This window comes from Pseudomonas sp., from assembly GCF_049590575.1.
GTDB lineage: Bacteria > Pseudomonadota > Gammaproteobacteria > Pseudomonadales > Pseudomonadaceae > Aquipseudomonas.
The window spans coordinates 37,518-51,073 of the sequence record NZ_JBAWDE010000068.1 but is presented as its reverse complement, the minus strand read 5'-3'; the positions used below and the strand labels follow the sequence as shown (position 1 = coordinate 51,073).

The 13,556-nt window shown below is 60.1% G+C and carries 12 protein-coding genes, 1 tRNA gene and 1 pseudogene; 8 read left to right on the top strand and 6 right to left on the bottom strand.

From position 1 onward, the window contains the following. The first annotated feature begins 116 nt into the window (after positions 1 to 116). From mgtA to WBR57_RS04970, 6 genes and pseudogenes are all read left to right on the top strand, one after another. Positions 117 to 2,831 carry a magnesium-translocating P-type ATPase gene (mgtA, locus tag WBR57_RS04995; RefSeq protein WP_424082685.1) on the top strand — a complete coding sequence of 905 codons (2,715 nt, stop codon included), beginning with the start codon at positions 117 to 119 and terminating at the stop codon, positions 2,829 to 2,831. A 62-nt stretch (positions 2,832 to 2,893) separates the two neighbouring features. Next, complete coding sequence (locus WBR57_RS04990; protein WP_424082684.1) at positions 2,894 to 3,241, top strand: SLOG family protein; 348 nt, start codon at positions 2,894 to 2,896, stop codon at positions 3,239 to 3,241. A gap of 18 nt (positions 3,242 to 3,259) precedes the next feature. Next, positions 3,260 to 3,541: pseudogene (locus WBR57_RS04985) on the top strand (hypothetical protein); the annotation flags it as partial. Positions 3,542 to 3,636: 95 nt separating this feature from the next. Continuing rightward, positions 3,637 to 4,164, top strand: a complete 528-nt coding sequence (locus WBR57_RS04980) for a DinB family protein (RefSeq protein ID WP_424082681.1) — start codon at positions 3,637 to 3,639, stop codon at positions 4,162 to 4,164. Positions 4,165 to 4,320: 156 nt separating this feature from the next. Further along, positions 4,321 to 4,602, top strand: a complete 282-nt coding sequence (locus WBR57_RS04975) for a hypothetical protein (RefSeq protein WP_424082680.1) — start codon at positions 4,321 to 4,323, stop codon at positions 4,600 to 4,602. A gap of 225 nt (positions 4,603 to 4,827) precedes the next feature. Continuing rightward, positions 4,828 to 4,914 (top strand) — tRNA-Leu (locus WBR57_RS04970). Positions 4,915 to 5,337: 423 nt separating this feature from the next. Here the strand turns inward: WBR57_RS04970 and WBR57_RS04965 are convergent. Next, the gene (locus WBR57_RS04965; RefSeq protein ID WP_424082678.1) at positions 5,338 to 6,120 is read right to left on the bottom strand and encodes an NAD(P)H-dependent oxidoreductase; all 783 of its coding nucleotides are present in this window, start codon (positions 6,118 to 6,120) and stop codon (positions 5,338 to 5,340) included. Positions 6,121 to 6,219: 99 nt separating this feature from the next. Between WBR57_RS04965 and WBR57_RS04960 the strand changes: the two genes are divergently transcribed. Next, positions 6,220 to 7,116: a LysR substrate-binding domain-containing protein gene (locus tag WBR57_RS04960; RefSeq protein WP_424082676.1), complete on the top strand. Its 897-nt coding sequence runs from the start codon at positions 6,220 to 6,222 to the stop codon at positions 7,114 to 7,116. Here the strand turns inward: WBR57_RS04960 and WBR57_RS04955 are convergent. Further along, a complete protein-coding gene (locus tag WBR57_RS04955) occupies positions 7,088 to 7,597 on the bottom strand; it encodes an SRPBCC domain-containing protein (protein ID WP_424082674.1) in 510 nt (169 codons plus the stop codon). The genes WBR57_RS04960 and WBR57_RS04955 overlap by 29 nt on opposite strands. 85 nt (positions 7,598 to 7,682) lie before the next feature. Between WBR57_RS04955 and WBR57_RS04950 the strand changes: the two genes are divergently transcribed. Then, the gene (locus WBR57_RS04950; protein WP_424082672.1) at positions 7,683 to 8,591 is read left to right on the top strand and encodes a LysR family transcriptional regulator; all 909 of its coding nucleotides are present in this window, start codon (positions 7,683 to 7,685) and stop codon (positions 8,589 to 8,591) included. A gap of 6 nt (positions 8,592 to 8,597) precedes the next feature. Here WBR57_RS04950 and lhgO read toward each other — a convergent pair whose 3' ends face one another. From lhgO to WBR57_RS04930, 4 genes are all read right to left on the bottom strand, one after another. Then, a complete protein-coding gene (gene lhgO, locus WBR57_RS04945) occupies positions 8,598 to 9,794 on the bottom strand; it encodes an L-2-hydroxyglutarate oxidase (RefSeq protein WP_424082671.1) in 1,197 nt (398 codons plus the stop codon). A gap of 61 nt (positions 9,795 to 9,855) precedes the next feature. Further along, complete coding sequence (gene glaH / locus WBR57_RS04940) at positions 9,856 to 10,842, bottom strand: glutarate dioxygenase GlaH (RefSeq protein ID WP_424082669.1); 987 nt, start codon at positions 10,840 to 10,842, stop codon at positions 9,856 to 9,858. Positions 10,843 to 10,923: 81 nt separating this feature from the next. Next, positions 10,924 to 12,249: an OprD family porin gene (locus tag WBR57_RS04935; RefSeq protein ID WP_424082667.1), complete on the bottom strand. Its 1,326-nt coding sequence runs from the start codon at positions 12,247 to 12,249 to the stop codon at positions 10,924 to 10,926. Between the two features lie 93 nt (positions 12,250 to 12,342). Continuing rightward, the gene (locus WBR57_RS04930; protein ID WP_424082665.1) at positions 12,343 to 13,545 is read right to left on the bottom strand and encodes a 3-oxoadipyl-CoA thiolase; all 1,203 of its coding nucleotides are present in this window, start codon (positions 13,543 to 13,545) and stop codon (positions 12,343 to 12,345) included. Between the last annotated feature and the right edge of the window lie 11 nt (positions 13,546 to 13,556).

Below are 13,556 nucleotides of genomic sequence, written 5' to 3'. Positions count from 1 at the left end.
TGCAAACCCTTATTTAAACCGATCGCGAAGTCCGCGACTCGGCATGCTTTCGCTCGCCTGTAGCCAGGTAAGTAACGGGTATGTTTTGTCGAGAATTGGCGACAGGAGTACACACAATGAGCGCTGTAAAAAACACGCCGCTGCACAAAAAAACCGCTACCGACGCCGATACCAAGCTGTCGATGCGTGCCGCCCGCGAAGCCCACAACGGCCTGGCGGCGACCCTGGCCAACGTGCGCGCCACCCAGGATGGCCTGACCGAACTGGACGCCGCCGCCCGCCTGCAACGCGAAGGCCACAACGAAGTCGCGCATGACAAGCCGCCGCACGCCATCGTGCAGTTCCTGCAAGCCCTGAACAACCCGTTCATCTACGTGCTGCTGACCCTGGCCGCTATCAGCTTTGTCACCGACTATTGGTTGCCGTTGCAGGCCGGCGAAGAAGTCGACCTGACCAAAGTCATCATTATCATGACCATGGTGCTGCTCAGCAGCCTGCTGCGGTTCTGGCAGGAACACCGCTCGGCGAAATCCGCCGAAGCCTTGAAAGCCATGGTGCGCACCACTGCCACCGTGCTGCGCCGCGAGCAAGTGGGCAGCCCGCCAGGCCTGCGCGAAGTGCCGATGCGCGAGCTGGTGGCCGGCGATATCGTGCAGCTGTCGGCGGGCGACATGATCCCCGCCGACATCCGCCTGATCGAATCGCGCGACCTGTTTATCAGCCAGGCCGTGCTCACCGGCGAAGCCCTGCCGGTGGAGAAATACGACACCTTGGGCGATGTGCAGCAAAAGTCCGCCAACGCTCTGGCGGCCGACCGCGACAACCTGCTGGACCTGCCGAACATCTGCTTCATGGGCACCAACGTGGTCAGCGGCCGGGCCAAAGCCGTGGTGGTCGCCACCGGGCCACGCACCTACTTTGGCTCGCTGGCCAAGGCGATTGTCGGTTCACGGGTGCAGACCGCCTTTGACCGTGGGGTGAACAGCGTCAGCTGGCTGCTGATCCGCTTCATGCTGGTGATGGTGCCGATCGTGTTCCTGCTCAATGGCTTCTCCAAAGGCGACTGGGGCGACGCGTTCCTGTTTGCCCTGGCGGTCGCCGTCGGCCTGACCCCGGAAATGCTGCCGATGATTGTCAGCGCCAACCTGGCCAAGGGCGCCACCGCCATGGCCAAGCGCAAGGTGGTGGTCAAGCGCCTGAATGCAATCCAGAACTTCGGTTCGATGGACGTGCTGTGCACCGACAAGACCGGCACCCTGACCCAGGACAAGATCATCCTCGAGCATCACGTCAATGCCTTCGGCCAGCGCGACGATGCGGTGCTGTCCCTGGCCTGGCTCAACAGCTTCCACCAGAGCGGCATGAAGAACCTGATGGACCAGGCCGTGGTGCAGTTCTCGGAGCAGAATCCAACGTTCCAGGTACCGTTTGCCTACAGCAAAGTCGATGAATTGCCCTTCGACTTTGTGCGCCGTCGCCTGTCGATTGTGGTCAAGGACGCCGCCGACGATCATCTGCTGGTGTGCAAAGGCGCAGTGGAAGAGATGCTGAGCATTTCCACCCATGTGGTGGAAGCCGGGGTGGCCGTGCCGCTGGATCAGCGCCGCCGCGATGAGTTGCTGGCGCTGGCCAATGACTACAACGAAGACGGCTTTCGCGTCCTGGTGGTGGCTACGCGCAACATCCCGCAGGCCTTGGCCCGCAAGCAATACACCACGGCGGATGAGCGCAACCTGGTGATCCAGGGCTTCCTGACCTTCCTCGATCCGCCCAAGGAAACCGCCGGCCCGGCGATTGCCGCCCTGCAACAGATCGGCGTGGCGGTGAAGGTGCTGACCGGCGACAACGCCGTGGTCACCAGCAAAATCTGCCGCCAGGTCGGCCTCGAGCCCGGCCAGCCGCTGCTGGGGGTGGAAATCGCAGCGATGGACGACGCCACCCTGCAGCGTCGCGTGGAAGAACGCACGGTGTTCGCCAAGCTCACGCCACTGCAGAAGTCTCGCGTGCTCAAGGCGCTGCAAGCCAACGGCCACACCGTCGGTTTCCTCGGCGACGGGATCAATGACGCGCCGGCCCTGCGTGACGCCGACGTGGGCATTTCGGTGGACAGCGGCACCGACATTGCCAAGGAATCGGCCGACATCATCCTGCTGGAAAAGAGCCTGATGGTGCTCGAAGAAGGCGTGCTCAAAGGCCGCGAAACCTTCGGCAATATCATGAAATACCTGAACATGACCGCCAGCTCCAACTTCGGCAACGTGTTCTCGGTGCTGGTGGCCAGCGCGTTCATTCCGTTCATGCCGATGCTCGCCATCCACTTGCTGCTGCAAAACCTGATGTACGACATCTCCCAGCTGGCCCTGCCGTGGGACAAGATGGACAAGGAATACCTGGCCAAGCCACGCAAGTGGGATGCGAAAAACATCGGCCGCTTCATGATCTGGATCGGGCCGACCTCGTCGATTTTCGACATCACCACCTTTGCGCTGATGTGGTACGTGTTCTCGGCCAACAGTGTGGAGATGCAGACCCTGTTCCAGTCCGGCTGGTTTATCGAAGGGCTGCTCTCGCAAACCCTGGTGGTGCACATGCTGCGCACCCGCAAGGTGCCGTTCTTGCAGAGCACCGCCGCGTGGCCAGTGTTGATGATGACGGCGATTGTCATCGGGCTGGGGATCTACGTGCCGTTCTCGCCGCTGGGCCCCCTGGTCGGCCTGCAACCGCTGCCGCTGGCGTACTTCCCGTGGCTGGTCGGCACCTTGCTCGCCTACTGCTGCGTGGCCCAACTGATGAAAACAATCTACATCCGCCGCTTCAAGCAGTGGTACTGATCCCCGCCGTTTAAACGGTGGCGGTCGCCCGGCCGCCACCGCGCAATACAAGGATTCTCACCATGCGCGTCTTGATCTGTGCAGGTCGTCATTACGCCGACACCAAAAAGTCCCGCCACGTGCTGGACGCTTACCACCGCCTGCGCCCGGTGCAGGTATTGATTCACGGCGGCAACCAGTTCCTCGGCAGCGACATCGAGGAATGGGCGCGGGAAATCGGCATCGACGTGGTGCGCTACCCGCCCAACTGGCAACGCCACGGCAAGCAGGCGGAACGCCAGCGCAACTATTTCATGCTGACCGACAGCCGCCCCGATGTGGTCATCGCCCTGCCGGGTGGTGACGACACGTCCGAGTTGGTCTGCCAGGCCAAAGCCAGTGGCATTTCGGTGCTGACCGTAGAAAGCTGAATTCACGCGAGGTGCATCATGCACAAAAAAAACAGCCCTCATCCAATGGACGGGTTCGCCAAATACCGCGCGCGCCATGCTCGCGGCCCGCACAAAACCTTGCTGTTGTTGCCACCGGCACAACGGCGCGCGTTGCTGCGCAATTTGATATTTATCGGCGTAACCCTGGGCCTGGTGCTGCTGGTTGCCGTGATCTCCAACGCCCACGCCGCCGGTGGCGCCTACGTCGTCGATGACGGTGCGATCAATGCGCCGGGAGCATGCAACGTCGACGCCTGGTACAGCGCCAACCGGCACGCCGTTGCAGCTACACCTTGGCCGGCTGCTCAAGGTATAGCTGCAACGGCGGGTCGACACGCCTTATGATGGTCCACTCACCCAGAAGAGATAAGCCTGTGAACCGTATCGAACAGATCGCGCTGATGGCGACCTACAATCAGTGGATGAACCGCAAGGTCTACGACGCGGCCAGTCAGCTCAGCCATGCCGAATTGGCCGTGGACCGGCAGGCGTTTTTCGGCTCGATTCTCGGCACGCTGAACCACCTGGCACTGGGCGATACGGTCTGGCTCAAACGCTTTGCGCTGCACCCCGCCGGCTATTCGGCGCTGGCGCCATTGAGTGCCATCGCCACCCCCGTCGACCTCAAGCAACTGGCCTTCGCCGACCTGCCCGCACTCGCGGCCCGGCGTGAATGGCTGGATCAACTGATTGTCGAGTGGGCCCACCGCCTGAACGACAGCGAGCTTGACCACCGCCTGCAGTATCACAACATGCGTGGCATGGCAGCGGACAAGCCGTTTTTCAGCCTGCTTGTGCATTTTTTCAATCACCAGACACACCATCGAGGCCAGGTGACGACCTTGCTGACACAGGCGGGTGTGGACGTGGGTGACACCGACCTGCTGGCGCTTATTGACTAGCGCCAGGCGCTTTACCCATTCGTTTGAAGGTCATAAACGAACGTCACACCCTGCGTGGGGTCGTACCTTCAGGTGCCGGGATTTTTCACCGCCCGCCCTCCCCGCGCACATCGTGAGTCTACCGATGCGCGTACCCCATAAGAAGGAGACGCTTACATGGTCATTCACTTCAAGGTCGCCGGGCACCTAGCCTGCGGCCATCACGGCAGCAACCTGACGTCCAGCACCGAACTGAACCGCGTCAAATGCCGTACCTGCCGCAATACCGAAGCCTACAAGGAAGCGCGCCGCACCCAGCGCAACGCCGCCCGCCGCGCCAATCGCAAAGCCAAGACCCACACCGCCGTTGACTGGCGCAGTGCCTGGACACAACGCCTGACCGACCTGCCCGGCTTGCAACGCCTGCCACGCGGCTTTATTGGCCAGCCTTTCGTTTAAGGCACACACGCAAAAGCCCCGACAATGCCGGGGCTTTTGCGTTTTGGTGTCATTTATGACTGTTGTTGCGCACTCTCGGAATCGCCTGACTTGACATTAAAGCCTCTGTAGATCACTGATCTACCGAGCTTTTTCATCGCATCCCACACGCAAGAAACCTGGCTGTCGACCTTGCGCCGGAGCGCCTGGAACTATATATTCCCAACCCTGCAACACCGCGCTACCGCCCGAATGGCGAAACTGGTAGACGCATGGGACTTAAAATCCCCCGCCTGTAAGGGCGTCCCGGTTCGATTCCGGGTTCGGGCACCAACTCTTGTTCCACTGACAGCCAGTAAAGTCCATGGAACCCTTTAAAACCCGCCACTTGGCGGGTTTTTTCGTTTATGGCGTTCCGTCGGTTTCCAGCTGAATCAAGCGCTGATCCTCGCGGCGCTGCATGCGATTGCGGGCACACCTGGAGATCCATCCACTTCCAGTGGATTGCTACATTGGGGCCACATCTGAGGGCATGCTTTGGATTAGTTTGAAAAAGGATGCCCCCAACTTGTGGTCCCACAGCCCCTTCTCGGAAAAGTTATACGCTACCGCTCCCAAGCCGCCGTCGAGCGCTATCCGACCACATCAGCTTATCGCCTACTATCTTCTGACCCCCTATGAAATTTTTTGGTGCAAGTCGTCGGAGGTTGCGTAGCTGTTTAAATATCCAATTGTTCGTAGGTCAGTCAGCGTCGATCAGGTGAAGTCGTCAGCGGCCTGGTCGTGGCCTTGCCCCGCCCGTGGGTTCCACTGAAAACCCGACCGGGCCAATACCCCGGGCTTGAGACGCTGATCCTCGTCATAATCTTCGTGCGGATGGAAAAACAGCGGTTTGGCTCTATCGATCGAGCGCAACACCTGCTCGTACCCGACCAGGTAAGCTTTGCGCTGTTGTTCAGACACATTGCCCGGCATCCAGGCAACGTAGGGTGGCAGCACGTCAAACCCCAGGTAGCGGAATATCCCGTTGTGGATCGGCCAGAGAAGGTGGGTCATACAGCCGTCGATCCCATCCGGCTGATACAGGCTTTCGGCGGTGCCGGTGGTGACGCAGACCATGGCTTTGCGGCCTTTGAACTTGCCGTTGTCGTATTTCTCACCGGCCGCGTATGCAAAGCCACGGGTCATGGTGCGGTCAACCCAGCCTTTCAGCACGGCTGGCATTGAGAACCACCAGATCGGAAACTGGAAAATCAACAGATCACACCAAAGCACCTTGGCCTGCTCCTGTTCCACATCAAAGGTCGGTCGGCCTTGGGAGAACATGTTCTCCTGTTCCGCAGGGAGGTTCAAAAACTCTGCGTTTACACGCGGCGTGGTGATATCCGCGCCATCCAGGGGCGCCTTCCATTCCAGCGCGTACAAATCACTCACTTGAACCTTATGCCCCTGGGCTGTCAGGCTTTCACTTGCCAGGTCTTTCAGTGCACCATTGAAAGACCGAGGTTCCGGATGGGCATATACAATCAGGACATTCATCTGCATTTCCTCAAGGCCAATGACGCCTTTGATTCTTATGCCTGACCTGGGGTATGACAAATCATCGTTTATAGCCTCATGAAAGAGAAAAACTGCGCCATGAAACCTGATATCCCCCTCAAGTCCCTCGCCTGCTTCGACGCAGTAATGCGCACCGGCAGTGCCGTCCTGGCCGCCGAGCAGATGTTTGTTACGCCGGGAGCCGTGACGCAGCAGATCCGTAAGCTTGAGTGTTGGCTGGGCGTGTCGTTGTTCACTCGCACCGTGCGCAAGCTGACTCCTACTCAGGAAGCGTTGGCCTACTGGCAACAGGTCCAACCTGCACTTCAGACGTTGGAGAACGCCAGCCTTGCGCTGCGTCATCGACACGCCCAGGAAGTGCGTCTCAGCCTGCCTCCCGCCTTTGCCAACTCATGGTTCGCTCGGCGTATGCCGACACTCACTCGCCAGCACACTCAACTCAAACTGCACCTGAGTGCGAGCACCGATCTGGTTGACGTCAGCCACGATGGATTTGACCTTGCCGTACGCCATTGCGATGGGCAGGTTCGAGGGTTGGTGGCCGAGTTGTTGCTGGCGGATGAGGTCCGGGTGTATTGCAGCCCGCTGTATCGCGAGCGCCTGCAATTACGCTCGCTCGCCGACCTCACGCGCACGACGCCGCTCTACACTACGTCGCATGCGCATTGGCCCGCGTGGCTCGCACAGCTCGGCATGGCCGATTCAAAAATGGCAACCGGCCTGCGTTTCGACCAGCCTGAACTCGCCATCGATGCGGCGCGGCGTGGTCAGGGGGTGGTGCTGACCAGCCCCTGGCTGGTCGAAGAGGCCGTGGAGCACGGGCAACTCGAGCAGGTGTTCGAAGCAACCCTGTCCGTCAGCAAGGGCTACTACCTGGTTCACAGTGCTAGCGCGCCCTTGCGTACACCCGTCGAGCAGCTCCGGCAGTGGTTATTGCAATCCGCGCTTATTGGCTCGCCTCACGTGCAGCCCTGACCAATCCATCCAACCAGTCCTGATGGCCATTGATCATTGGGTTTGGCCGAGCCAGGGCCAGTTCTACTGCCGGCTTACCCTTCTGGGTTTCCTGGGTAAGGATGCGCACGCGCCCCAGCGACAGATCCTCTATCAGCCACGCATGGTGTACATCCAGGCGGGTATCACCCTCGCCCGCCCAACCGTGCCAGGCAATCCGCCCTGGTTGGCCATCAGCCGGCGGGACGAATTCATTGCACTGCGCCTCGACCGGGAATCCGAAGGTCTCAAAGTAGAAGCGCATCCCGTCTTGTAGCTCAGGACCCGGGCCGTCATGCAAGCGCACATTCGCCGAGTTGGCGTAATAGCTCGGCCATTGCGACGCGTGGCTCAACAACGGCCAGATATCGGCGGCGGCGAGGCCGGCGACGATGATTTCATTGGAGACAAAATTCTCGGTGAAGCCCGGCAGGTAGCCTTGCGGCCAGATGATCTCTTTCATGCTCAGCACTCAGTGGTAATGGACTGGAGCCATGGTCGGTGCTAGCGTGAAATAAAACCAATCGTCATCTTTTATGCAGAGCATCATGAATCCTGATATCAGGCACCTCGACCTCAACCTGCTCAAGGCCCTCGATGCCTTGTTGGATGAGCGCAGCGTCACCCGTGCCGCCGCGCGATTGGCACTGACCCAGCCCGCCGTCAGCGGCATGCTCACACGCTTGCGCGAAAGCTTTAACGACCCGTTGTTCGTGCGTGCGCAACGCGGCATGGTGCCGACGCTTCGGGCTGAACAATTGGCCGGGCCGATCAAGCAGATGCTCAGTGCTATTGGGCAGATGCTGCAACCCCATGCGTTTGAACCGCACACGGCAACGATGACGCTTTCACTGGCGTCCACCGACTACGCGTTACGGGCCGTGGTGGTGCCTTTCCTCAGCGCACTGCGTGTGCAAGCGCCGAATATTCGTATCGCCGTGCAACCCGTCGACCCTCAGCAACTGCCTGGCCAACTGGACCGTGGCGATATCGACCTGGCCCTCGTGACACCGGAAAGCACCCCGCCAGGCCTGCATTCTGCAGCGTTGTTCGATGAGCGTTATGTATGCGTGATGCGCGACGATCACCCTGAGTCGCGGCATGAGGCGCTGACCCTGGAGCGCTTTTGTGCGCTGGATCATGCGCTGGTCTCCCCCGCCGGTGGCGCTTTTGAAGGGGTGACCGATCACGCGCTCGCCCGCATCGGCAGGTCACGGCGCGTGACCGTCTCGGTGACCAGCTTCCTGGTGCTGCCGGAGATCTTGCGTGCCAGCAACCTGATCGCCGTGGTGCCCCGCCGTTTGGCATTGCATGCCGATGGGCTGCTCATGCGTGAACCGCCGTTGGACATTCCAGGTTTCGGCAAGACTGTGGCGTGGCATGAGCGCACTCACCATGACCCCGCTCACACATGGCTGCGCGGACTGTTGGTGGACACTTGCCAGGCACTCGGCTGAATGCCTTCAAGCGCCGCGTTGCACCTTGACCTTGCTGACGATATACGCACCGATAGGAATCGCCGATGTAGCTGCCGGCGACGGCGCGTTACACACGTTCACACTGAGCCTTGTGTTCACGAAAAGGAAGTCGTCGATCAACTTGCCGCTGTTGGAGACGGCCTGGGCGCGGACACCTGCCGGATAGGGTTTTAACTCATCCTGCTTGATAGAAGGGCAATATTTTTGCACCTGCTTGAGATAGCCGCGCTTGAAGATCGAGTTTCTCATCTCGATCAACCCAGGCTTGAAGTTAGCCTTGAGCACTTTTAACACCCCAGGAGATGTGAAGATCTCGAACATGTCCACCAGTGAGAAATCGGTTTTCTTGTAGCCTTCCCTTTTCAGCGCCAGTACGGCATTGGGGCCGACCGTCACCGTGCCATCGATCATGCGGGTCAGGTGCACGCCCAGAAACGGCATGGCAGGATCGGGAATGGGGTAAATCAAGTGATTGACGATTTGATTATGCTCATGGGGTAGCAAGTAGTACTCGCCCCGGAACGGGCAAATCTGGAACTCAGGCTCCAGGCCGAGCATCCGCACCACACGATCAGCCATCAGCCCGGAACAGGAAATCAGAAATCGACCCTGATAAACCCCGGTAGTGGTCGTGATCACCACCTCATTCTCGCGCTCATCGAGCGCGATGACCTCGCTGTTGTAACGGATAACACCGCCCTGGCGGGTGAACTCGTTAGCCATTTGCCGGGTGACTTCGGCGTAATTGACAATACCGCTTGAGGGCACATAAATGCCGCCAAGGCCGATAATGTTCGGCTCCCTTTCACGCAGCGCATCTGCAGTCAGCCATTCACGCTCCAGCCCGTTGGCCGCCGTGCGGTCCCACAGCGCCTGCATTCGCTGCATCTCGACGTCATTGGTGGCCACCAGCAGCTTGCCGCAGGTGTCGTAGCGAATGCCGTGCTCATCACAGAACGCTTTGGTCGCCCGGTTGCCCTCCAGGCAGAACTTCGCCTTGAGGCTGCCAGGGGTGTAGTAAACCCCGGCGTGAATCACACCGCTGTTATGCCCGGTCTGATGACGGGCCGCGCCCGATTCCTTTTCCAGCAGCAGAATCTGCGCATCCGGGTATTCGCCCGCCAACTGCATGGCGGTAGACATGCCGATAATGCCGCCACCGATGATCACAAAGTCGTACACCTGTATTCCCTCTCTTACATCCGTCATGGGCAAACGGGGGCGTCTGCGCCCCCGCGCCGTGTCAGTTGGCGCTTTGCCCGTGCTGATGCGCCAGCTTGGGATAGCTGATGTAACCACGTTGCCGCATCAACTCACGACGCAGGCCCGGGTGCGCAGTGAAGCGATCGCGTCCGTGCAGCCAGAACAGGTTGTTGATCAGCAGGAATGAACCCACAGCGACCGGCACCGACAGCTTGGCATCGCTGTTTTCCAGTGACTCGCCGAGCGCGTATAACCAGGTGCCCTCTTCGAAATTTTCAGGCTGCACGAATTGGTCGATATAACGCATGGTCGGCCGGCCGACTTCATCGGTGTCGAAGATGGCATGGAACACATCCTCCTTGACGTTCTTGCTCGGCGGCGCCGTCCAGCGCAGGGGACGACGCGCCAGGGGATGCTTGTAGAACCTGTCCAGATCCGCCCAGTCATCCAGGTGCAGGATCAGCGAGTTGCCGCCTTCCATATTCTGTTCGTCGATCTTCATCATCAGCACGTAGTCGGTGATCTGATTCACGAAGGTGCCGTCGTTGTGCAACTCCATCACACGGTGCGGAGCACGCAAATAGCTGTCTGAGGTGTCGACGTTTTCCACCACGAACCGTGCATAGAACTGACCACTCATGGCATCGAAGTTAGAGCGCCCGAGTAAATGCGCCACGGCGGTGGAAAATTTGACCATGTCGTCGGCCTGGGACACGTTATCCAGGCCTTGGGGGACGATCAGCAGTCCCCCGGTTGCTCGGTCCATCACCGTGTTCACCAGCATTGGGCGCAGGGTACCGCCGCAGAGCTCATCAAGGATCTGGCCAAATTGGAATCGCAGGAAAGACTTGTACTCCAGCGCCTGCACCGGCAGTTGAGCCACAGCGCTCAAAAACGCACTGACCGTCGATTGCGCAAACGTTAATTCAAGCAGGCGTGGAGACTGGGCCGAAGGCTTGATTGAAAAGCCCTGGAAGGTTGCTGGTGGCTGCATGACCGCAACGTCGAGCGGGGCGAAGGCATTCATTGCTACATCCTCTTTTTTGTCGAGTAGAAAGGCGCACGACGACAGCGTCGTGCACCCGATGGAAATTACTGAATCAACACCTCAGAACAGCGCGACGGTGTAGCTCACCGTCATGCGGGTCTGGTCCTGATTGGCATCCGCCTCGGAGTGCAACACCCCCGAGCGCATGGCGAACCCAAGGCCCTTGAAGGTGCCGTCCTGGATCACGTAGTCGAGTGCCAGGTCGCGTTCCCATTCCTGTTGATCGCGGCCGGTGGTGGTCTTGATGTTGTCGCCCTTGAGGTAGACCACCGAGGCGCGCAGGCCAGGGAGACCGGCGGCGGCAAAGTCGTAGGCATATTGGGCAAACCAGGTCTGTTCACCGGCGCGGTTGAAGCTGGTGATCATGCGATCGGTGAACAGGTAGAGGGATGTGCCGGTAGCACCTTTGTCCGGCAGCGATGCCTGGTTGAGTTGGACAAAGTTGCTGGCGTTCGAAATGCTTTGGTAGCCGCCTGTCAATGCGTGGCCGCCGAGGCTGTAGGTGAAAATGGCGCTCCAGGTACGGTTATCGATCTCACCCGAGGCATCGTCGCTGTAGCCACTGGTGCGATAACCGGCACTACGCCCTGCCGCGCGGCCATTGGCACCACTGGAATCGGTGTCGAAGTAGCGCAGGTCGGTCTTCAACGACTGCCCTTCACCCAATCCCAGCACGTGCTGCAGGCCGTAAAATTGCTGCGTGTAATAGTCCTCAAGGTTGGCCACGTAGTACTGCAGCGTCAGGTCTTTGTTGACCTTGAAATCGCCGCCGGCAAATACGAAGGCAGTGCTCTGGCGTGTACCACCGGCGACGGCCAGTCCGGTGCTGTCTGTGGAGCCGCGCCCGGTTGCATGTTCCAAACGACCCGCCGTCAGGCTGAGGTTGTCGATTTCTGTGCTGGAGATCTGGGCGCCTTCAAAGGTCTGCGGCAGTAGGCGGCCGTCATTGGCTTGCAGGATCGGCAGCTTGGGCATCAGCGTGCCGTAGCGCAGTTCGGTTTGGCTCAGGCGCATCTTGGCGGTCAAGCCAAGGCGGCTCCATTCGTCAGTGGCGTGGTCTCCTCCGGATGGAATCATCGAACTGCCGCGATGCCGCCCTTGCCCGCTGTCCAGCGTCACGCCGAGCAAGCCCATGGCGTCGAGGCCAAATCCTAGAGGGCCATTGGTAAACCCCGAGGTGTAATTGAGCATGAAACCTTGGGCCCACTCCGCGGTTTTACTCTGACTGGCTGGCCCTGCCCGGTCGCGGTAATCGTTGTTGAAATAGTAATTGCGCAGGCCCAGCGTGGCTTTGCTGTCGCCGACAAAGTCCGCCGACGCGGGCTGACCGTAGAACAGCAGGCAAGCGCCGGCGCTCAAGCCCGTGAGGGCCAGGGATATTTTCATGGGAAGTATGTCCAGTGAGATTATTGTTGTTATGGATGACATTTATCGAGGAACGGCCTGGGGGCCGCCCTTCAATACCCCGTCATGCGAGGGTCAAACGCGCTCGATCACCATCGCGACGCCCTGTCCAACCCCCACACACAGGCTGACCACGGCGTAGCGCTGCTGGTTACGCTGCAAAGTGCGACAGGCACTGAGCACCAACCGGGCGCCTGAGGCCCCTAATGGATGCCCGATAGCAATCGCGCCGCCCAAAGGATTGACGCGGCTGTCGTCAAAGCTAAGTTCCAGCGCCTTGAGGCAGGACAACACCTGCGGCGCAAATGCCTCGTTGATCTCGATCAGATCCACCTGTGCCAGGCTGATACCGGCGCGCTGCAACGCCACGTTAATCGCCTGGTACGGGCCGATGCCCATGATGCGCGGCTCTACGCCAACCACTGCCGAAGACAGGATTCGGGCCATGGGCGCAACATCGTGGGCCTGGCCGATGGCTCGATTCCCCAATAGCAAGACTGCGGCGCCATCGTTGATGCCCGACGCGTTGCCGGCAGTCACGACGCCGCCGGGGAACAGCGGGTTGAGCCGCGACAACGCAGCTAAATCGGACTGTGGCCGTGGATGTTCGTCAACGCTGATCAGCTGGGTTTGCCCCTTGCGCCCAGTGGGCACCTCCACCGGCAGGATCTCATCGGACAGCCAGCCCGACTTCAACGCGTGGGCATAACGTCCCTGCGACGCGGCAGCAAAGTGATCGGCCTCATAGCGGGTTATGCCATACATCAGGGCGACGTTGTCACCGGTCTGCGGCATGCTGTCGTTGCCATACCGCTGAACCAGTTTCGGATTGGAGAAACGTGCGCCGATGGTGCTGTCCGCCAGCTCCTGGGTGCGGCTGTATGCACCCTCGGCCTTGGAGATCACCAGCGGCGCCCGCGACATGCTTTCGACGCCTCCGGCCAGGTACAGCGTCCCCTCACCGCAGGTGATCGCCCGCGCCGCATCGATGACTGCGGACAATCCGCTGGCACACAAGCGGTTGACAGTCTGGCCTGGAACGGAGCACGGCAGCCCGGCGCTGAGCAATGCGTTGCGCGCCACGTTACGGCTGTCCTCGCCGGCCTGGTTGGTGCAGCCGAGGATCACATCCTCCACGGCATGTTCCGGCAGACCTGAGGTCTGCATCAGGTGCGCCAGCAGGTTACCGACCAGGTCATCCGGCCGCATGCCCGACAGGCTGCCGCCGTGACGGCCAAAGGGGGTGCGCAAACCGCTGTAGATATAGGCATCAAGCATGGCAAATTTCT